The sequence below is a fragment of the Arsukibacterium sp. genome, assembly GCF_033721375.1.
Lineage (GTDB): Bacteria > Pseudomonadota > Gammaproteobacteria > Enterobacterales > Alteromonadaceae > Alishewanella.
This window is the reverse complement of sequence record NZ_JAWWAP010000006.1, coordinates 202,028-221,990: the sequence shown is the minus strand read 5'-3', so window position 1 is coordinate 221,990 and position 19,963 is coordinate 202,028. Positions and strand designations below refer to the sequence as shown.

Annotated in this window: 16 protein-coding genes and 6 tRNA genes; 10 read left to right on the top strand and 12 right to left on the bottom strand. The window is 49.8% G+C overall.

Annotated features, from left to right (window positions below; genetic code table 11):
* Positions 1-51: 51 nt before the first annotated feature.
* Positions 52-684 (bottom strand): peroxiredoxin-like family protein, encoded by a 633-nt coding sequence (locus R3187_RS11165; RefSeq protein WP_318967124.1) that lies wholly within the window; start codon positions 682-684, stop codon positions 52-54.
* Between the two features lie 147 nt (positions 685-831).
* On the opposite strand from R3187_RS11165, the gene R3187_RS11160 reads away from it, so the two are divergent.
* The gene (locus R3187_RS11160) at positions 832-2,013 is read left to right on the top strand and encodes an FAD-dependent oxidoreductase (RefSeq protein WP_318967123.1); all 1,182 of its coding nucleotides are present in this window, start codon (positions 832-834) and stop codon (positions 2,011-2,013) included.
* Positions 2,014-2,291: 278 nt separating this feature from the next.
* Here R3187_RS11160 and R3187_RS11155 read toward each other — a convergent pair.
* From R3187_RS11155 to lolB, 10 genes are all read right to left on the bottom strand, one after another.
* A tRNA-Gln gene (locus tag R3187_RS11155) sits at positions 2,292-2,366 on the bottom strand.
* Positions 2,367-2,426: 60 nt separating this feature from the next.
* Positions 2,427-2,501: transfer RNA gene (locus R3187_RS11150), tRNA-Gln, on the bottom strand.
* A gap of 25 nt (positions 2,502-2,526) precedes the next feature.
* Positions 2,527-2,611 (bottom strand) — tRNA-Leu (locus R3187_RS11145).
* An 18-nt stretch (positions 2,612-2,629) separates the two neighbouring features.
* A tRNA-Met gene (locus R3187_RS11140) sits at positions 2,630-2,706 on the bottom strand.
* A gap of 229 nt (positions 2,707-2,935) precedes the next feature.
* Positions 2,936-4,027: a redox-regulated ATPase YchF gene (gene ychF / locus R3187_RS11135; protein ID WP_318967122.1), complete on the bottom strand. Its 1,092-nt coding sequence runs from the start codon at positions 4,025-4,027 to the stop codon at positions 2,936-2,938.
* Between the two features lie 37 nt (positions 4,028-4,064).
* A complete protein-coding gene (pth, locus tag R3187_RS11130; protein ID WP_318967121.1) occupies positions 4,065-4,667 on the bottom strand; it encodes an aminoacyl-tRNA hydrolase in 603 nt (200 codons plus the stop codon).
* Positions 4,667-5,284 carry a 50S ribosomal protein L25/general stress protein Ctc gene (locus R3187_RS11125; RefSeq protein WP_318967239.1) on the bottom strand — a complete coding sequence of 206 codons (618 nt, stop codon included), beginning with the start codon at positions 5,282-5,284 and terminating at the stop codon, positions 4,667-4,669. The genes pth and R3187_RS11125 overlap by 1 nt, the downstream gene beginning before the upstream one ends.
* A 151-nt stretch (positions 5,285-5,435) precedes the next feature.
* Positions 5,436-6,371 (bottom strand): ribose-phosphate pyrophosphokinase, encoded by a 936-nt coding sequence (locus R3187_RS11120; RefSeq protein WP_413229024.1) that lies wholly within the window; start codon positions 6,369-6,371, stop codon positions 5,436-5,438.
* Positions 6,372-6,441: 70 nt separating this feature from the next.
* The gene (gene ispE, locus R3187_RS11115) at positions 6,442-7,293 is read right to left on the bottom strand and encodes a 4-(cytidine 5'-diphospho)-2-C-methyl-D-erythritol kinase (protein WP_318967119.1); all 852 of its coding nucleotides are present in this window, start codon (positions 7,291-7,293) and stop codon (positions 6,442-6,444) included.
* Positions 7,290-7,832: a lipoprotein insertase outer membrane protein LolB gene (lolB, locus tag R3187_RS11110; RefSeq protein ID WP_318967118.1), complete on the bottom strand. Its 543-nt coding sequence runs from the start codon at positions 7,830-7,832 to the stop codon at positions 7,290-7,292. Before lolB ends, ispE begins: the two co-directional genes overlap by 4 nt.
* A 143-nt stretch (positions 7,833-7,975) precedes the next feature.
* Here lolB and hemA point away from each other — a divergent pair, with 143 nt between their 5' ends.
* From hemA to kdsA, 6 genes are all read left to right on the top strand, one after another.
* Positions 7,976-9,223, top strand: a complete 1,248-nt coding sequence (gene hemA / locus R3187_RS11105) for a glutamyl-tRNA reductase (protein WP_318967117.1) — start codon at positions 7,976-7,978, stop codon at positions 9,221-9,223.
* 18 nt (positions 9,224-9,241) lie between these two features.
* Entirely contained in the window at positions 9,242-10,333 is a 1,092-nt protein-coding gene (gene prfA / locus R3187_RS11100) for a peptide chain release factor 1 (protein ID WP_318967116.1), read from the top strand.
* On the top strand, positions 10,251-11,165 hold the full coding sequence (gene prmC, locus R3187_RS11095; RefSeq protein ID WP_318967115.1) for a peptide chain release factor N(5)-glutamine methyltransferase: 915 nt from the start codon (positions 10,251-10,253) through the stop codon (positions 11,163-11,165). Before prfA ends, prmC begins: the two co-directional genes overlap by 83 nt.
* 123 nt (positions 11,166-11,288) lie before the next feature.
* Entirely contained in the window at positions 11,289-12,860 is a 1,572-nt protein-coding gene (locus tag R3187_RS11090) for a DUF3369 domain-containing protein (protein WP_318967114.1), read from the top strand.
* A 35-nt stretch (positions 12,861-12,895) separates the two neighbouring features.
* Complete coding sequence (locus tag R3187_RS11085) at positions 12,896-13,273, top strand: SirB2 family protein (protein WP_318967113.1); 378 nt, start codon at positions 12,896-12,898, stop codon at positions 13,271-13,273.
* A 23-nt stretch (positions 13,274-13,296) separates the two neighbouring features.
* Entirely contained in the window at positions 13,297-14,145 is an 849-nt protein-coding gene (kdsA, locus tag R3187_RS11080; RefSeq protein ID WP_318967112.1) for a 3-deoxy-8-phosphooctulonate synthase, read from the top strand.
* Positions 14,146-14,221: 76 nt separating this feature from the next.
* Here kdsA and R3187_RS11075 read toward each other — a convergent pair whose 3' ends face one another.
* The gene (locus R3187_RS11075) at positions 14,222-16,996 is read right to left on the bottom strand and encodes a hybrid sensor histidine kinase/response regulator (protein ID WP_318967111.1); all 2,775 of its coding nucleotides are present in this window, start codon (positions 16,994-16,996) and stop codon (positions 14,222-14,224) included.
* 200 nt (positions 16,997-17,196) lie between these two features.
* Here R3187_RS11075 and R3187_RS11070 point away from each other — a divergent pair.
* The 3 genes from R3187_RS11070 (at position 17,197) to R3187_RS11060 (ending at position 19,783) form a co-directional block, all read left to right on the top strand.
* Positions 17,197-17,272, top strand: a tRNA-Phe gene (locus tag R3187_RS11070).
* Positions 17,273-17,347: 75 nt separating this feature from the next.
* A tRNA-Phe gene (locus R3187_RS11065) sits at positions 17,348-17,423 on the top strand.
* Between the two features lie 197 nt (positions 17,424-17,620).
* The gene (locus R3187_RS11060; protein WP_318967110.1) at positions 17,621-19,783 is read left to right on the top strand and encodes a prolyl oligopeptidase family serine peptidase; all 2,163 of its coding nucleotides are present in this window, start codon (positions 17,621-17,623) and stop codon (positions 19,781-19,783) included.
* Positions 19,784-19,963 lie beyond the last annotated feature (180 nt).

Below are 19,963 nucleotides of genomic sequence, written 5' to 3'. Positions count from 1 at the left end.
TGCCGTATTTTTGTGCTGTCGTCAACGCTTTTATCAGAAAAAAAACAGCCGCTATTGCAGCGCCAGCGCAGCAGCCTTTAACAACAATTCACTTTCCAGCCGGGTCTTATAATTTATATGCACATAGTTAAATACCACTTCGCCATCAGTATTCAGAATATAGACAGCAGGTACCGGCAAAACGACTTTCTCAGTGCCGGCTTCAGTGGTAATTAAGCTGCCTAATTTACCTTTATATATGGCTGCGGTTTTGTCGTCGAGATAGTAAGCCAGGCCAAAAGCACGACTGGCCTGAAACTGATGATCTGACAACAGCGTATAATTAAGCTGCTGGCCGCCGGTATCATTCAGGCTTTTGTTGACAGAACTGACACTGTCCGGCGTGATAGCGATGATCTGGTAACCCAGTTTAGTCAGCTCGGGTTCAATGGTGCGGAGCGCCGCCAGCTGGGCATTACAATAAGGGCACCAGCCACCCCGGTAAAACACCAGCACGCTCGGTTGCTTTTTGACGATGTTTTTTAACGCTACCGTAGTGTTATCGGCTGCAGTCAGGGTAACATCAGGAATGGTCAGGCCGTTCAGAAGCGGTGTTACCTGCTCCGGTGTCTGGGCAATGCCGGTTGCCGCCATAAGTTTGATACTGAACAGAGTTACAAAAGCAGTGATAAGATAGAGTTTCATTGGCTATTCCTGTTGGTCATTATTGTAGTCGGCGCTGGTTGGTTAACCAGTACCCCATCACAGACCGGCACAACAACGGTTTACTTTCAGGCATGCTTGAAATTAATAGTATTATAGGCCCACTTAGTAAAGAGAAGGTTACTTGTAATGAGTAGTAACACGGTACAGCATTTTGATATCAGCATTGTCGGTGGCGGCATGGTCGGAGCAGCTATTGCGCTGGCGCTCAGTCAGGCGGGCTTGCAGGTAGCGCTGATAGAAAAACAGGCGCCTGCTGAGTTTGACCCTGCCAATGCACCGGATCTGCGGGTATCGTCAATTAATCTGGCCAGTGAAGCCTGGTTAACTAAGCTGGGTGCCTGGCCGTCACTGCAACAGATGCGATTGTGCCCCTACCGCCGCTTACAGGCGTTTGAGCAGCCGCAAAGTGTGGTCTGTTTCGATGCCGCAGACATTAAGCGTAGCCATCTGGGCCATATTGTTGAAAATAATTTACTGCAGCTGGCGTTGTGGCAGCAATTCCCGGCTAATCTGAGTCTGTTTTGTCCGGCTTCGGTTGCAACGCTGAGTCAAACTTGTGACAGCGTCTTACTCAGTTTAGATAGCGGTGAGCAGCTTGAAAGCAAGTTAGTCATCGCTGCTGATGGTGGCAACTCGCAATTGCGCCGGCTAGCCGGCATAGGCACTAATGGTTGGCAGTATCAGCAGGCCTGTTTAGTGGCCTTAGTGAACACACCCTACCCACAGCAGGATGTGACCTGGCAGCAGTTTACCCCAAGCGGCCCGAAAGCGTTTTTGCCGCTGCCGGGGGCGCAGGGGTCGGTAGTCTGGTATGACGACGCGCCCCGGGTAAAACAGCTGGCGGCGCTAAGCCCTGAGCAGCTTACTGCTGAATTGCTAAAGGCGTTCCCTGATCAGCTGGGCGAGGTAAAAGTGGTCAGCAGCAGCTGGTTTCCGTTAGCGCGGCTGGATGCTAACCGCTATTATTCAGGCAGAGTAGTGCTGGCGGGCGATGCCGCCCATACCATTAATCCGCTGGCGGGGCAGGGCGTAAACCTTGGCTTTGCTGATGCCAAACTGCTGACAGAGTTGATTATCGATGCCAGACGGCATAGCCGTGATATTGGCAGTGCGCAACTGTTGCAAAACTATCAGCGTAAGCGTAAGCCGGCTAATTTGCTGATGATGAGTACTATGGACGGCTTTTATCAGTTGTTTGGCAATGATATCGGCCCGCTGCGCAACCTGCGCCAGCTGGCGCTGACCATCGCGTCGCGCAGTGGCGCGCTTAAGAAACTAGTTACTCATTATGCTGTGGGTTCTGAATAGGCAAGTTAACACTCTTAGCTAAGCGATACGGTTGCAACACCTACAGTGCTCGCCACAGCAACTCGTCCTTATGCCTGCGGCAGGACTCAGACACTCTGTGGCTGTGCGCTGCAGGGTTCCAACCTCATCGGTAAAGCAGGTTAGAACTCTTTTTGCACAGCCACAGAGTGTCTGAGCGAATGCGAGTTGCTGTGGCGAGCACAAAAGATGTTGTAACCGGCAGAGCTAACACATGTCCTAAATAGCAAAAACCCAGCCGGGGCTGGGTTTTCTGAATATGGCAGGGGCGCCAGGATTCGAACCTGGGCATGGCGGGATCAAAACCCGCTGCCTTACCGCTTGGCTACGCCCCTGTAATGGAGATTGCAGTTCAGATAAACACAAGGAGAGATAAAATCAACTGCCTGAGTTAATGGCAGGGGCGCCAGGATTCGAACCTGGGCATGGCGGGATCAAAACCCGCTGCCTTACCGCTTGGCTACGCCCCTGCAGAAACTGCTTACTTACTTATTATGGTGCGGAAAGAGAGACTCGAACTCTCACGCCTCGCGGCGCTGGAACCTAAATCCAGTGCGTCTACCAATTCCGCCATTCCCGCATACACAGGCAAGTTAAGTGGTGGCTACAGCGGGAATCGAACCTGCGACCCCAGCATTATGAGTGCTGTGCTCTAACCAGCTGAGCTATGTAGCCACGCTAACTTGTCCTAAGCAAGTGGCGCGTATTATGCTGATCTGACATATTAGCGTCAACCGTTTTTTTGCGTTTAGTGCGCTGCATGGGCGTGTTTGCTGTTTTTATATGCAAATCGGTAGCAAAAGTTTAGATGCCATTGCCACGGACAGGCAGTCTTTGGCCGGAAGGGGGGCTTACAACAAAAAACCGCTGCATAGGCAGCGGCTTTTTATCAGCGGAAACAGGCTTAAACGTTAAAGCGGAAATGCATTACATCACCGTCTTTTACGATGTAATCTTTACCTTCCAACCGCCATTTACCGGCCTCTTTGGCACCGGCTTCACCTTTAAAAGCAACGAAATCATCGTAACCCACCACTTCAGCGCGGATAAAGCCTTTTTCAAAGTCAGTATGAATAACCCCGGCCGCCTGAGGGGCGGTAGCGCCAATAGCGACGGTCCAGGCCCGGACTTCTTTTACCCCGGCAGTAAAATAGGTATGCAGGCTCAGTAGCGAATAACCACCACGGATCACCCGGTTTAAGCCAGGCTCTTCCAGGCCCATATCGGCCATAAATTCGGCTTTCTCGTCGTCTTCCAGCTCAGCAATTTCAGATTCAATTGCGGCGCAAACCGGCACGACTATGGCACCCTCTTTATCGGCAATCGCCTGGACGATGTCTAAATACGGGTTATTTTCAAAGCCATCATCGGTGACGTTAGCAATGTACATGGTCGGTTTAATGGTTAAAAAGTTCATATAGGCAATCAGCGCTTTCTCATCCTTGTCCAGCTCCAGCTGGCGCAGGGTATTGCCTTGCTCTAAATGTGCTTTTACTTTTTCCAGTACCAGTATTTCTGCCTTGGCGTCTTTATCACCACCTTTGGCTTTTTTACTGACCCGGAAAATGGCCCGCTCAGCACTGTCCATATCCGACAACACCAGTTCCATATTAATGGTGTCGATGTCATCGGCCGGGTCTATTTTACCGGCAACGTGAATAATATTTTCATCGTCGAAGCAGCGTACAACATGACCAATAGCATCGGTTTCCCGGATATTGGCCAGGAATTTATTGCCCAGGCCTTCGCCCCGGGAAGCGCCTTTTACCAGACCGGCAATATCAACAAACTCCATCGTGGTTGGAATAACCCGCTGTGGTTTAACAATCTCTGCCAGCTTATCCAGCCGTAAATCAGGCACCGGTACCACGCCGGTGTTAGGCTCTATGGTACAAAACGGGAAGTTGGCCGCTTCAATGCCTGCCTTGGTTAATGCATTAAACAAGGTAGACTTACCAACGTTGGGCAGGCCGACAATACCACATTTGAAACCCATAATAATTTTCCTTCAGGCTGTGTTGCTGGCCGCAAGGCTAGCTGGCTTTAAAACTGTGTAGACGATGCTGGGCTTTAATTAAGCCGTCGCGTGCCAGAATGTCAAAGCAACTGACTGCTTCATCAATGCTGGCATCTATTAATTTTTGTTCACTGGCCGGGGCTTTGCCCAGCACAAAACCGGTTACTTTGTCTTTATGGCCGGGATGACCAATACCGAGGCGTAACCGGTAAAAATTCGGGTTATTACTTAAGCGCGCCATAATATCGCGTAAACCGTTGTGGCCGGCATGGCCGCCACCGAGTTTAAATTTGGCGATACCGGGCTCCAGTGCCAGTTCATCATGGGCAACCAGAATATTCTCCGGTGCCAATTTGTAAAACTGGGCCATAGCTAACACGGCTTTGCCACTGAGATTCATAAAGGTAGAGGGGATAAGTAACTTAAATTCCTGGCCGGCACAAATAAATTTTCCGGTATAGCCAAAGAACTTACTGTCATTTTTCAGGCTGACATTAAAGGCATGAGCCAGCTTTTCAACAAACCAGGCCCCGGCGTTATGCCGGGTATGCTGGTATTCGGGGCCCGGATTTCCCAGGCCCACGATTAACTGAACATTGGCAGGTAATGCGTCAGACATTACTCAGCAGTTTCAGTTTCTTCTTCTGTATCAACGGCTTTACCAGCTGGTTTGTTAACAGATACCACTGGCAGGTCATGGCCTTCACCTTTGGTTAACTGAACAAAGGTCACACCTTTAGGTGCTTTAATGTCAGTCAGGTGCAGGGTGGTACCTACTTCAACATCAGCCAGGTCAACTTCGATAAACTCTGGTAAGTCTTTTGGTAATACGCTGATTTCAATTTCGTTCAGGGCGTGAACAACAACACCGCCTTTTTTGATTGGCTTATCTTCGTTTAAGAAGTGAACCGGAACGATAGTGGTCAGTTCGTGGCCAGCTTCAACGCGTTGAAAGTCAACGTGCATGATTTTTGGCTTGTACGGGTGACGTTGCATATCTTTAACGATAGCCTGGATTTTCTCTTTACCGACAGTGATAGTCAGGATGTGAGAATAAAAGGCTTCAAAGCTCTGGGCTTTTAACAGCTTAGAGTGCTCTAAAGTAACAGATAAGGCATCTTTGTGTCCGCCATAGATAATGGCTGGAACTTTGTCTTCGTGACGCAGGCGGCGGCTCGCACCTTTCCCCAGGTCAGTACGGACTTCTGCAGTTAACGCGAAAATTGCATCAGACATGATGTACTCCAATAAAGTGATTTGTGTTGCGGCTTGCGACCAGCCCCAACCTGATTGCCCTTTCAAAAGGCGCGACATATTACCACCGGCACCAGCCAGCTGCAAATGAAAAAGGCGCCAACGGGCGCCTTAATGAAACCGGGATACAGATTTAATCAAACATTGACGAGATAGACTCTTCATTGCTGATCCGGCGAATACATTCAGCCATCAGCTCACTTAGTGTTAACTGCCGCACTTTACTAACGCCTTTCATCGCGTCAGACAGTGGAATAGTATCTGTAATAATCAGCTCATCAATCACGGAGTTACTGATGATTTCCGGCGCATTACCTGAGAAAACAGCATGAGTGGCGTAAGCAAATACCCGTTTGGCGCCTTGCTCTTTTAACGCTTCTGCTGCCTTACATAAGGTGCCGCCGGTATCAATCATATCGTCAACGATAATACAGTCGCGGTCTTTCACATCACCGATGATATGCATAACCTGCGACACGTTTGCCTTGGGCCGGCGTTTGTCGATGATGGCTAAGTCAGCATCGTTCAGCAGCTTCGCTACCGCACGAGCCCGCACCACACCACCGATATCCGGTGATACCACGACCGGCGAGTGCAAGGTTTTCTTGCGCATATCATCCAGCAATACCGGACTGGCAAAAACGTTATCGACCGGCACGTCAAAGAACCCCTGAATTTGCTCAGCATGCAAATCAACGGTTAAAACCCGATCAACACCCACACTGGACAGGAAATCGGCGACAACCTTGGCAGTAATAGGAACCCGGGCTGAACGTACCCGGCGATCCTGACGGGCATAACCAAAATAAGGAATAACGGCCGTGATCCGGCCGGCTGAGGCGCGCCGTAATGCATCGACCATAACAATTAATTCCATTAAATTGTCATTGGTGGGGGCGCAGGTTGACTGAATAATAAACACATCAGAACCACGAACATTCTCATTGATTTGTACGCTAACTTCGCCATCACTGAAACGGCCAACATCGGCGTCTCCCAGTTTGATGTAGAGACGGCTGGCAATTTTGTTAGCAAGATCTGGTATGGCGTTACCAGCGAAAACCTTCATGTCGGGCACAGTAGGATCCTCAGGGCGGTGGTGAGTCCGGTTAAATCATTAAATGCCGGTGTAAAAGGCATCAGTTGTTGAATTCCGTATCTGCCAACGCCGCCATTACTGGCGACTGGTTGACTCCCTTAGCAATAAATCCGCGACAGTTTGCCGGGAGCTTGCTTAGGGCATGCTGAGCACTGGCCGTGTCCGGAAATTCGGCGAACACACTGGCGCCAGTACCCGTCATTCGACACGGCCCATATTCTAACAACCACTGTAAGGTTAATGCAACAATCGGCTGCAGCTGTTCGACCAATGGCTGGCAATCATTACGCCATGGGCTGTTGAACAACGTCTCAAGACTCAGTGGCTGGCTGTTTCTGATTAAATCAGGGTGCTGAAAAATCTCTGCCGTACTGACATGACAGGGGGGCGTCACCACTAAGTAGATTTTTTCAGGTAACTGCACCGGCAGCAACTTTTCACCGACACCTTCGGCAAAAGCGCTATAGCCTCTGACAAACAACGGCACATCAGCACCCAGTTGCAACCCCAGCGCCGCCAGTTGGTCGTTGCTCAATTGCAGTTGCCACAATTGGTTTAATGCCAGCAAGGTAGTAGCGGCATCTGACGAACCACCACCAAGACCGCCACCCATTGGCAGCTTTTTATCCAGCACAATGTCACAACCGAGCTGACAACCACTATGCTGTTGTAACAAGCTGCCGGCTTTAATAATCAGGTTATCCGGGCTCTGCAGGGCAGGGTCGTTACACTGTAACGTTAACTGATTGTCAGGGCGCGGCGTAAAATGCAGCTCATCGCCATAATCCAGTAACTGAAATAACGTCTGCAGGTTGTGGTAACCGTCTGCGCGGCGGCCGGTAATATGTAAAAACAGATTCAGCTTGGCAACAGCTGGCAGCCTTAAGGTCATAATTGCCAGCTCCTGATATAAAAACGAATAGTGGTATCGTCACTGCTTAGCTTAATTTTCTGGGGCAACGCCAGCGCATCAGCAAAGAAGCTCTGATAACGAAGCTGCCAGATAATCCCGGTGCTATCCACCAGCTGAAATGCCTGCACTCTGCCAAAGTCATCGTATTCAACGGCGCTGGCCTCAGCACCCGGTATCCCTTTTAACCACAATGGCATATCGTCCAGCGGCATCGACCAGCCGGCCAGTTGCCACAACAAGCTGCTGGTATCTACTGCCTGATAGCGCTCGCCACGCACCAGAATACTGCTGCCCTGTGCGTCATTGGTTAGTTCAAATAAACTGATCCCGAAAAAATTAGCCAGCCGCGCTTTATAGTGTTCAGTGCTATGCTGTTGCCATGTCAGGTTGCCCGAGACCGACTCGTCCGGGGTTTTGATACCGACAGAGGCCTGTACAGTATACTCGGTGATTGCTGTTAGCCGGGCCTGGCGGCTTTTAATGTCCAATGGCTGCACCGGTGCAGGTTTTGAAAACATGCTGCAACCACTGGATAAAAGCATTAATCCGGCCAAGGTTAACCACTTAATTGCTACTGACACGCTGAAAGTCCTTAGTTACGCTTTTCTTAATATGGGGTTTTTCGTACAATTCGCCCCTGACAAACACGATGATACAGGTGATGGCCATCTTTGCACTAGGCATTAATCATAAAACAGCACCGGTTAGTTTACGGGAGAAAGTGGCATTTGCCCCGGAACAGGTGCATGAAGCCTTGCGTGAACTGGCTACGGTGACAGCGGTAACCGATGCGGTTATTCTGTCGACCTGTAATCGAACCGAGTTGTATTTTAACGGCACCAATCACCAGGCAGAGCAGGTTATTGGCTGGCTGGCACAATTTCATCAGTTAGATGTCACCGAACTGCAGTCTCATTTGTATCTGCATCATGATCGACAGGCCGCCGAGCATCTGATGCGGGTAGCTGCTGGCCTTGATTCGCTGGTGTTGGGTGAGCCGCAAATTTTAGGTCAGGTAAAACAGGCATATAATCAGTCCCGCCAGGCCGGTACTATTAATCCGCAGTTTGAACGGCTGTTTCAGAAAACCTTTGCTGTGGCTAAGGATGTCCGCACCAACACTGATATTGGCGCCAATGCAGTATCGGTGGCGTTTGCTGCAGTCAGTTTAGCCCGACAAATATTTGGCAGGCTGGAAAAGGTCCAGGTGCTGCTGATTGGTGCCGGCGAAACCATTGAACTGGTCGCCCGCCATCTGGCTGAACAGGGCGCCCGTGAGCTAACCGTCGCTAACCGCACATACGAGCGGGCCGTGCAGCTGGCAGAACAGTTTAATGCCAAAGTTATTACGCTGTCTCAGGTGCCGGCCCAGTTACCGCAAGCCGATATTGTAATCAGTTCTACCGCCAGCACCCTGCCGATTGTCGGTAAAGGCATGGTCGAGCAGGCATTGAAAAAACGCCGGCATAAACCGATGTTTCTGGTCGATTTAGCCGTGCCGCGGGATATTGAGCAACAGGTTGGCGAGCTGGAAGACGCTTATTTATATACGGTAGACGACTTGCAAAGTATAGTGGCGAAAAATGTCAGTTCGCGCCAGCAAGCGGCAGAGCAGGCTGGTGATATAATCCGGCTCGGCGCAGAAGATTTTCTGCAATGGCTGCAGTTGCAGGGCAGTGTTGACTGGGTACGGGATTACCGTCAGCGCTGCGAACAGATAAAAACTGACTTGCTCGGCCGGGCCCTGAATCAGCTCGCTGCCGGCCAGGATGCAGAGAAAGTGCTGGCTGAACTGGCGAACAAGCTTAGCAACAGGCTGATGCACAGCCCAACCAAAACCATTCGTCAGTTACTGCAACAAGAGGCCAGCGAGCCGCAGACACTGATCAACACTTTATTAGATATTTAATCAGGTAACAGACCTAACATGAAAGAATCGGTATACCGCAAGCTGGAAGGCCTGGTGGAGCGGCATGAAGAAGTACAGGCATTATTAAGCGACCCGGGCGTTATTGGCGATCAGAAGCGTTTTCGTGAGCTGTCCAAAGAATACAGTCAGCTGGAAGATGTCAGCAAAGCCTTTAATCGGTTTCGCCAGGCCCAGCAGGATTTAGCCGCTGCCGAAGAAATGCAGAAAGACAGCGACCCTGATATGCGGGAAATGGCGCAGGAAGAATACAAAAGTGCCCGTACCGCCATCGACCAGCTGGAAAAAGATCTGCAACTGTTACTGTTACCCAAAGATCCGCATGACAGCAATAACTGCTTTTTAGAGATCCGGGCTGGCGCCGGCGGTGATGAAGCCGCCATTTTTGCCGGTGACGTTTTTAGGATGTACAGTCGTTTTGCCGAGCGTCAACGCTGGAAACTGGAAGTGGTCAGTGCCAGTGACGGTGAGCATGGCGGCTTTAAAGAAGTGATTGCCAGTGTCCAGGGCGAGGGTGCCTACGGTATTTTAAAATTTGAGTCCGGTGGGCACCGGGTGCAACGGGTACCGGCGACCGAATCACAGGGCAGGGTGCATACCTCTGCCTGTACGGTGGCGATAATGCCTGAAATTCCGGAAAGTGAAGCCATTGAAATCAATCCGGCAGATTTAAAGGTCGATACCTACCGTGCCTCAGGTGCCGGTGGTCAGCACGTTAACCGTACTGATTCCGCAATCCGGATCACCCACTTACCCACCGGTATTGTGGTTGAATGTCAGGACGAGCGGTCGCAGCATAAAAACCGGGCCCGGGCAATGAGTGTGCTGCAATCGCGGATCCAGGCGGCAGAAGATGAAAAACGCCGGCTGACCGAAGAGTCCACCCGGCGCTCACTGGTCGGCAGTGGTGATCGCTCTGAACGGATCCGCACTTACAATTTTCCACAAGGGCGTTTAACAGACCACCGGATCAACCTGACCATTTACCGTTTAAATGAAGTAATGGAAGGTGATCTGGAACTGGTGCTGGAGCCGCTTAATCAGGAGCACCAGGCCGACTTACTGGCAGCGCTGGCAGACGAAAACCGCTGATATGACCCTGGCGCAATGGCTCAGACAGGCTGGCCGGCAGCTTGCTGCAGTATCACCGCTGGCGACTGATGACGCCAGGCTGCTGCTATGTCATCAGCTGAAGGTTAGTAGCAGCTACTTGTATAGCCATGGTGATGCGATGCTCAGTGACGCAGACCAGCAGGCTGTTGACCAGTTGCTTAACCGGGCGCTGCAGGATGAGCCAATCGCTTATATCATCGGCCGCTGGCCATTCTGGAATATTGAACTTGATGTTGCGCCCTGCACCCTGATCCCCAGGCCTGATACCGAGCTATTGGTTGAACAGGCGCTATCGTTAACCTTGCCCCAAAATGCCAGAGTACTTGATTTAGGCACCGGCACCGGTGCTGTCGCGCTGGCACTGGCATGTAACCGGCCGCTGTGGCAGGTTACTGCCGCAGAGAAAGTCAGTGCGGCAGTCGAGTTGGCAAAGGGCAATGCCAGCCGTCTGGCAGCAACAAACTGCACTGTGCTGCAAAGTGACTGGTTCAGTGCTCTCGCTGGTCAGCGTTTTGATCTGATTGTCAGTAACCCCCCTTATATTGAACCTGACGACCCGCATTTAGCCGCACTGCACTTTGAGCCCGCCAGCGCCTTAATTGCCGCCGAGCATGGTCTGGCCGATTTAGCCGCTATTTGCCAGCAGGCACCGGCTTATTTGCAGGCAGAGGGCTGGTTGTGGCTGGAGCATGGTTACAATCAGGCTGATGCGGTACAACAGCTTTTAATCGCCGCTGGCTTTCTTCAGGTGCAGTCGCGCAGAGACTACGGCGGCAATTGGCGGATAAGTGGCGGCAGTCTGCATTGCTAAAGTATTCAGCAACAAAGTTTTGACCAGCAAGCTATTAGCGCATATAACTATTTAATAGTTTTAGCTGATCGTAACTGTTGATCATTTCTTTTGATTCGTTGCCTGAATATCGGAGCCCGCCCAATGAATGACACTTTTCTGTTTGCTGAAGAGTCTGAACCGACCGAAGTGGTGAATCATGGCCACTGGAAAGTGTTAATCGTTGACGATGAGCCGGAAGTGCATACCGTCACCAAACTGGCGCTTAGTGATTTTACTTTTAATAACAAGAGTCTGGAGTTTATCAGCGCTTATTCCGGTGCCGAAGCCCGGCAGTTAATTGCGGCTAATCCTGATACAGCTATCATTTTACTCGACGTGGTGATGGAAACGGATGACGCCGGGTTACTGGTGGCCAGACATGTTCGTGAAGAGCTGAAAAATGATCACGTACGGATTATTCTGCGTACCGGCCAGCCTGGCCAGGCTCCGGAGCGTCAGGTTATCGTTAATTACGATATCAACGACTATAAATCGAAAACGGAACTGACCGCCCAGAAGCTGTTTACCGTTATCATGTCCAGTCTGCGCTCGTACCGCGATATTTTATCGCTGGAACAAAGCCGCCAGGGGCTCGAGAAAATTATTAATGCCTCGATAGATTTGTTTTCCTCTCATTCGATGGAGCAGTTTATCGATGGGGTGCTGCAGCAATTAACCTCTATCCTGGGCAGTCATGAAAATGCCTTGCTGGCCAGCTCATCACTGGTGGCAGGCAATGTGCGCTCAGACGCTGATCCGCACGATTTAGTGGTTTTTGCCGGCCAGGGCCAGTTTGCAAAAAAAGAGGGCAAACCGGTGCAGGAAGTGCTGAACCATGATTTGTTGCAGGCCTTTGAGAGTGCGCTGGATAGTCGCAGCATTGTATATCGTGATAATTATCTGGTTGCCTATTGTTGCAGCAAATTTACCCACGGCTCACTGCTTTATATTTCCGGCTTACCCGGCCAGATTAGTGAAAACCAGAAAAAACTGATTGAGTTATTCGCACAGAATGTGCAGATTGCTTACGAAAATGTGCAGTTGCAGCATGAAATAGAGGATACTCAGCGGGAAATTGTCTACCGGCTTAGTGAAGCAGTGGAACACCGTTCAGTTGAAACCGGTAATCATGTGCGGCGGGTCGCTTTTATCTGTTATGACCTGGCCAAAGCTTACGGCCTGAGTGAAGAAGAAGCGGAGCGCTTAATGTATGCTTCGCCATTGCACGATGTGGGTAAGGTCGGTATTCCGGATGGCATTTTAAATAAGCCGGCGAGGCTTAACGGCGGGGAATGGGAGGTGATGAAAACCCATACCAGTATTGGTTATGATATTTTGAAAGATTCAAAACGTGTTATTATTCAAGCCGGTGCCATCATAGCCCAGGACCATCACGAAAAGTGGGACGGTACCGGTTATCCGGCAGGTAAAAAGGGGGAAGACATTCATATTTACGGTCGGATTGCAGCCCTGGCCGATGTTTATGATGCCTTGCGTCACCGGCGCTGTTATAAGCAGGCCTGGAGCGTAGAGGACGTAGTGGCGCATATTGTTTCCGAATCAGGCAAACAGTTTGAGCCGAGACTGGTAGAATTGTTTACCCGGCGGGTAGAGAAGCTGGAAGCCATTTTACTGAAATATCCGGATATTGAAGATGACTCTGCTGCATATTAGTGCGCTTTAATAATAATGAATAAGGATCCTGTTGTATGTATATGGCGTTTAAACATCTGCATCTGCTGATGGTGGTTTTAAGTGTGAGTTTGTTATTTATCCGGTTTGGTATGATGCTGAAGGGCTCGGCATTATTACAGAGCAAGTTTTTTAAAATCAGCCCACATGTCGTCGATACTTTATTACTGTTGTCGGCTATTGGCCTGATGCTGATTATTAATCAATATCCTTTTGTTAATAGCTGGTTGACCGAGAAATTTATCGCCTTGCTGGCGTACATAGCGCTGGCGGTCATGGCTTTAAAGGGCCGTACCCTTGCTATCCGCTGGTTATGCTTTCTCGGTGCACTGGGCTGGCTGGGCTTAATGGTCCGGGTAGCACTTAGTAAACAACCGGTGTTTTTACCACTTTAATATAGCGAAATTGCTGGAATATTATGGAACAGAAAACCGTCAGGGTCGGTAACCTTGCAGTAAATAATCAGAACCAATTTGTGTTGTTTGGCGGCATGAATGTGCTGGAGTCGCGGGATATGGCAATGCGGATCGCCGAGCATTACGTTACCGTGTGCAGCAAATTGGGTATACCTTATGTATTTAAGGCGTCTTTTGATAAAGCTAACCGCTCATCGGTTCATTCGTACCGTGGACCAGGCCTGGAGCAGGGTTTAAAGATTTTTGCTGAAATTAAAAGCACCTTTAACGTGCCGCTTATTACCGATGTGCATGAACCCTGGCAGGCTGCGCCGGTAGCAGAAGTGGTTGATGTCATTCAATTGCCGGCATTCTTAGCCCGGCAGACTGATTTAGTGGTGGCCATGGCGAAAACCGGTGCGGTTATCAATGTGAAAAAGCCGCAATTTCTGGCACCGCATGAAATGCGCCATATTATTACCAAGTTCAGTGAGGCAGGTAATGATAACGTTATATTGTGCGAGCGGGGTAGCTGCTTTGGTTACAATAACCTGGTGGTTGATATGCTGGGTATGGATGAAATGAAGCAATATGGCCCGGTTATTTTTGACGCCACCCACGCGTTGCAAAAACCCGGTGGCCGGGCAGATTCTGCTGATGGCCGGCGCGCTCAGGCCGCTCAGTTAGCGCGTTCTGGCATGGCGCTGGGCTTAGCGGGGTTATTTATTGAAGCCCACCCTGATCCTGAGCAGGCGAAGTGTGACGGGCCCTGTGCGTTACCCCTGGCCAGGCTGGAAGCGTATCTGAGCCAGATGCAACAGCTTGATCAGCTGGTGAAAAGTCTGCCGCCACTGGATACCTCTGCCAGCTAGTCTGGCGATGAGCTGGACAATAAAAAAACCGGTAATCATTACCGGTTTTTTTTGGTGCAGGCGCAGATTGTCTTATTTAGTAGCGCTGGCGCACGTAGTTAACGATATCGTGATACTTTTCCTGCATTAGCCGGACATGTTCATTAATCACTGACCAGTCGCTGTTTTCAGCAGCCTGCTCCAGTTTCAGCGCTTCAGCCGACAAGCTTAAGGCACCAATACTTTTGGCTACCGATTTAAACTGATGAGCAACAGCCCGGACATTGCTGCGATTTTGGGCCTGTGCCTCAGTGGTCATTTCAGTCAGCAACTCTTTGCCGTGTTTAACAAAGTAGTTCAGATACTCTTCATGTTTTGCCGGATCATTACCCAGGAAATTGGCAATAGTGGTAAAACAAATCGGCGATGGCTGTTGGGCCGGTTCGCTGTTGCTGGCAGCTGCGCTGTCTTTCGCAGTTACCACTTTGGATCCGCTGGCTGGCAGCCAGCGTTTAAGCATGGTTTCCAGGGTAACCAGTTCCAGCGGTTTGGTGATATAGCCATCCATACCAATACTGATACATTTTTGCTCTTCACCTTTTAAGGCATTAGCGGTAACGGCAACAATCCGGCTAAAGTTACTGTCGTCCTGGCGGTGCAGACTTTCTTTGCGGATAGCGATGGCTAAATCATAGCCACTCATATTGGGCATGTGTAAGTCAGTCAGCACCAGCGGATAGTGATAGCGTCGCCACATATCAAGTGCGACAGCACCGTCGTCGGCGACTTCAACCGCATAACCAAGCGCGTTTAATTGATCGACAATGACGCGCTGATTCATCATGTTATCTTCAGCCAGCAAAATAAGCTGGCGGTTACGCCGCGCGGTTTCAATATCCGGCGCACCTTTATTCAGATTCAGGTTAGAGGTTTGCTGCGGCTTGGGCTTATCTTTGCGTTTTGCGGCAACCAGAATGGCATCATATAAATGGCTGCGGCAGATAGGCGAGCTATGCAGATAGTAGGTTCGCTCATTACTATGCTCAGATAATTCAACCTGATTGGTAATCACAATAAACTGCACCCGCTCCAGTTCAGGCACTAACTGCAACTTGTTGATATGGTCTGCAGAAATTTGCTCATAGGTGGCGTCCAGCACCCAAACTGCCGCCTGCTTGGGGGGCATTGGTTTTTGCCGCGCTGCCCGTTGATACAAACCATCGATGCTGTTTATTACTTCAAGTTCAGCGTGGGCATGGCGGAAGTAGTCGCTTAAATGCTCCTGATTATCGATGTCCTGGGTGAACAGACAAATATGCACATCATGCAACAGCTCGGTACTGACATATTCAATTTCATCTGAGCGGCGCATTGGAATGCGGACGGTAAACTCAGTACCTTTGCCGACTTCACTCTGGACGTCGATATCGCCATACATCAGCGAGGTCAGCCGTTGACAAATGGACAGCCCTAAACCGGTACCACCAAACTTACGGGTGATAGAACCTTCTGCCTGGTTAAACGGATGAAACACGTAGTTAATCTGTCGTTGGGTCATGCCCCGGCCGTTATCGACAATAGTAAACTGGATTTGGCTGAACTCCATGTTCTCTTCCAGCAGATCGGCGCGGATCACCACCACCCCGGTTTTCTGCGGTGTGGTCTCAGTAAATTTAATGGCGTTGCCGGCCAGGTTGTATAATATCTGACGTAACCGTACCGGATCGCCATACAAACCGTCAGGGATCTTAGGGTCGATAAACAGCTTTAAATCGATTTGGCGCTGATAGGCAACGGACACCAGAATGCGGCCCACCGCTTCAATAATATCCACTAACGAGACTGGAATATTCTCCAGCTCCAGTTTCCCGGCTTCGATTTTTGAGAAGTCCAGAATGTCATCCAGAATACGCAGTAACGAAAAGGACGACTCGCGAATGGTATCGGTCATCCGGAACTGAGAGGTCGATAACTGGGTTTTGCGCAGCAAATCAATAGTGCCGATAATGCCATTCATCGGCGTGCGGATTTCATGACTCATGGTGGCCAGGAAGGTTGATTTGGCTTCATTAGCCCGCTCCGCCGTTAATTTTGCGGTCTCCAGGGCGTCAGTGCGCTCTTTAATCCGGGTATCGACTTCCTGTTTCAACTGGGCAATATCAGTCTCTGAGCTTTTCAGTGCCTGCTGTCCCTGCTCAATCCGGCGAAACAGCTGGTTAATATAACTGCCCAGCACGCCGAAATTATCATGGGCATGGCTTTCAACGCTGCCGTCAAACTGGTTTTTATCCAGGGCGGTTTTGGTATTGCTGACTAGCGGCGTCAGTTTACGGCTGAAATACACTGAAATGGTGTAGGCAAAGCTGAGACTCAGTAAGATACCGGCAACCAGACTACCAATAAACGCCAGCAGCAATGGCAGCTGGCTGGTTGGTGGAATATAGTGAACATTAATCAGCAGGCTGGCTACGTCGTTATTAACAATTCGGCTGACAATAAAATAATCGCCTTGCCGCACTTCCCGATTGGCCAGTTCAGGCTGGGGGACAAAATTAGCCAGGTTAACCGTATTGGCAATCAGCTCCAGTTGCTGGTTGGTCTGACGATATAAATACAGCGCACGGTTGGCGTCGGCGTTACGTGCCTGCAACAGCAACTGTTCGGTCGCCTGAATATTGTTATTGCGCAGTGGGGCGCTCAATGCATTGGCCAGCACCGTCGTTTCGGCAGTTAAGCGGGCTAGTTGCTGTTCTTCCCGGTTTTGTTCTGGCAAGGTAAACAGCGTAAATAACGCGGCCTGCAATAACAGAATCAGCAGGGCCATTAATGCCAGCCGGCGAAACATCGGTTTAGTGTAAGAGGTTTTTTCCATCAGCTGTCCATTTAAATGCATTGTACGGCGTACCGGTTAACTAATGATAGTGTAACAACTTTTTGGGAGCTGGCGCAGTGTTAATTTTAACAGGTGGCGAACAAAGCAGCGCCTGTTGGTTATTCGCTGTTCGCTTGCGCGGCTTTTAGAAAAAATCTGTTGACTTAGCTTGGCAAAATCCGTTTAATACGACCCGCATTGCCCAGATAGCTCAGTCGGTAGAGCAGCGGATTGAAAATCCGCGTGTCGGTGGTTCGATTCCGCCTCTGGGCACCATCTTTTGGTGTCTTGTTCAGTTACTGCCCTGGTTCAGCTTATCAGGCAGCATAATTTTACCAGCACAACGTTTTTGCCCAGATAGCTCAGTCGGTAGAGCAGCGGATTGAAAATCCGCGTGTCGGTGGTTCGATTCCGCCTCTGGGCACCACTACAGTTAAAACGCCAGCGTAATGCTGGCGTTTTGCTTTCTGGTTTATTTATCCCATATTCCTGAATAATTCGCCTTGAGTCTACATAAATTCCAGCCCGGTGAAATAGGCAACAGCGGCCATCTTTGTTAAGCTCAGACGCGTTTTTAAAATAGACCTAATAACAATTACAAAAACATCAACATCGGAGTTTTTCATGAAACATGCTATTACCCTGTTAGCAGCTGCCATGCTAAGCGCTTGCGGCGGCGCGAAACAAGATGTACAAACCAGTCAGGACCTTACCGTGAGCACAGAGCAACAGCAGCAACTTACTTACCCCGTTACACGCAAGGGTGATACCGTAGATAATTATTTTGGTACTGAGGTTGCCGATCCTTACCGTTGGCTGGAAGATGATCGCAGTAGCGAGACTGAAGCCTGGGTTAAGGCACAGAATGAAGTCACATTTTCGTACCTGGCAAATATTCCGTTTCGGGATGAGGTGCGGGCGAAACTGGAAAAATCATGGAATTTTGAACGAATTGGCGCGCCGTTTAAAGAAGGGGAGTATCAGTATTTTTATAAAAACGACGGTTTGCAAAACCAGTTTGTATTGTACCGCCAAAAAGACGGTGGCGAAGCTGAAGTATTTTTAGACCCGAATACCTTTAGCGAAGATGGTACCAACTCGCTGGCTGATATTGAGTTCTCTAAAGACGGCAGCCTGGCAGCCTATGCCATTTCAGAAGGCGGCAGTGACTGGCGCAAAATCATTATTATTGATGCAAAAACCAAAGAGCAACTGGAGCCGGCGCTGATTGACGTTAAATTCAGTGGTATCTCCTGGGTTGGCAACGACGGTTTCTTTTACTCGAGCTATGACAAGCCTGAAGGGAGTGAATTATCGGCCATGACTGACCAGCATAAACTTTACTATCACAAACTGGGCACGGCCCAGGCGGATGATAAAGTCGTGTTTGGTGATACTGCTGAGCAGAAACACCGCTATGTGGGCGCGTCAGTGACCGAAGACGATAAATACCTGCTGGTGTCAGCTGCCGTGTCTACATCAGGTAATAAACTGTTTTTAAAAGATTTAACCAAAGAAAATAGTCAGTTTGTCACCATTCTTGACCATACCGATTCTGATACTGATTTGCTGGACAATGACGGTGACAAGCTGTATCTGGTCACCAACCTCAATGCCCCAAACCGCAAAGTGGTGGTCACCTCTGCTGCCAAACCAACTCCGGAAAACTGGCAGGAACTGATCCCCGAAACCGAAAACGTCTTACGGATCAGTAAAGGCGCCGGTTATCTGTTTGCCAACTATATGGTTGATGCCATTGCGCAGGTAAAACAGTACGATTACAGCGGTAAACTGGTCCGCGAAATTGACTTACCGGGAATAGGCAGTGCCGGTGGTTTCAGCGGTAAGAAAGACGCAGAAACCCTGTATTACTCGTTTGCCAATTACACTACGCCGTCCAGCATTTATGCGTTTGAGCCGGACAGCGGCAAGTCTGACTTATACAACAGCCCGAAAATAGATTTTAATCCGGAAAATTATACGTCTGAGCAGGTATTCTACACCTCAAAAGACGGTACCCGGGTGCCGATGATTATCAGCTATAAAAAAGGCCTGAAAAAAGATGGCACTAACCCGACCATTCTTTACGGATATGGTGGTTTTAATGTCAGCCTGACACCGTCATTCAGTGTTGCCAATGCAGTATGGATGGAAATGGGTGGCGTGTATGCGGTTGCTAATTTACGTGGTGGCGGCGAATACGGTAAAGCCTGGCACAACGCCGGGGTGCAGCAGCAAAAGCAAAATGTGTTTGATGACTTTATTGCTGCAGCAGAATATCTGCAGCAGCAAAACTATACTTCTGCTGAGAAGCTCGCCATTCGCGGAGGCTCCAACGGTGGCTTGCTGGTAGGGGCAGCGATGACCCAGCGTCCTGAACTGTTTCAGGTGGCATTACCGGCAGTAGGCGTACTGGATATGCTGCGTTACCATACCTTTACCGCTGGCGCAGGCTGGGCTTATGACTATGGTACTGCCGAGCAGTCTGCCGATATGTTTCAGTACTTAAAGGCTTATTCGCCGGTGCATAACGTCAAACAGGGCGTAACCTATCCGGCGACGATGGTAACAACTGCTGATCATGATGATCGGGTGGTGCCGGCGCATTCGTTTAAATTTGCAGCAGAGCTGCAGGCAAAAGCGACTAACGTGAATCCACAGCTGATCCGGATTGATGTAAACGCTGGTCATGGCGCCGGTATGCCGGTATCGATGGTAATTGATCAGGCGGCTGATATTTTCAGCTTCACCCTGTACAGCATGGGTTATCAGCAGCTGCCACAGTAATGTTGTCAGCAGCATAATAGAACGGCGCTACGGCGCCGTTTTTGTTTGCCGGCATGCAGCAACAAAGCTTGATAAAAGCCGCAGCAAGCGCCAAAGTAACAGTTAAACTTGTAAAACACCGGGTGGCATATTAAAGTGCGTGCCCTTTTTATTTTTTCATGATCCGGGCAATAACTGCTT

What these genes read in the sequence shown, in the direction of transcription:
- ychF (WP_318967122.1), bottom strand. Translation starts at nt 4,027, where the DNA reads ATGGGTTTCAAATGTGGTATTGTCGGCCTGCCCAACGTTGGTAAGTCT.
- prfA (WP_318967116.1), top strand. Translation starts at nt 9,242, where the DNA reads ATGAAAGAATCGGTATACCGCAAGCTGGAAGGCCTGGTGGAGCGGCAT.
- R3187_RS11075 (WP_318967111.1), bottom strand. Translation starts at nt 16,996, where the DNA reads ATGGAAAAAACCTCTTACACTAAACCGATGTTTCGCCGGCTGGCATTA.
- R3187_RS11120 (WP_413229024.1), bottom strand. Translation starts at nt 6,371, where the DNA reads ATGAAGGTTTTCGCTGGTAACGCCATACCAGATCTTGCTAACAAAATT.
- hemA (WP_318967117.1), top strand. Translation starts at nt 7,976, where the DNA reads ATGGCCATCTTTGCACTAGGCATTAATCATAAAACAGCACCGGTTAGT.
- R3187_RS11160 (WP_318967123.1), top strand. Translation starts at nt 832, where the DNA reads ATGAGTAGTAACACGGTACAGCATTTTGATATCAGCATTGTCGGTGGC.
- R3187_RS11085 (WP_318967113.1), top strand. Translation starts at nt 12,896, where the DNA reads ATGTATATGGCGTTTAAACATCTGCATCTGCTGATGGTGGTTTTAAGT.
- ispE (WP_318967119.1), bottom strand. Translation starts at nt 7,293, where the DNA reads ATGACCTTAAGGCTGCCAGCTGTTGCCAAGCTGAATCTGTTTTTACAT.
- pth (WP_318967121.1), bottom strand. Translation starts at nt 4,667, where the DNA reads ATGTCTGACGCATTACCTGCCAATGTTCAGTTAATCGTGGGCCTGGGA.
- lolB (WP_318967118.1), bottom strand. Translation starts at nt 7,832, where the DNA reads ATGTTTTCAAAACCTGCACCGGTGCAGCCATTGGACATTAAAAGCCGC.
- R3187_RS11125 (WP_318967239.1), bottom strand. Translation starts at nt 5,284, where the DNA reads ATGTCTGATGCAATTTTCGCGTTAACTGCAGAAGTCCGTACTGACCTG.
- R3187_RS11060 (WP_318967110.1), top strand. Translation starts at nt 17,621, where the DNA reads ATGAAACATGCTATTACCCTGTTAGCAGCTGCCATGCTAAGCGCTTGC.
- kdsA (WP_318967112.1), top strand. Translation starts at nt 13,297, where the DNA reads ATGGAACAGAAAACCGTCAGGGTCGGTAACCTTGCAGTAAATAATCAG.
- R3187_RS11165 (WP_318967124.1), bottom strand. Translation starts at nt 684, where the DNA reads ATGAAACTCTATCTTATCACTGCTTTTGTAACTCTGTTCAGTATCAAA.
- R3187_RS11090 (WP_318967114.1), top strand. Translation starts at nt 11,289, where the DNA reads ATGAATGACACTTTTCTGTTTGCTGAAGAGTCTGAACCGACCGAAGTG.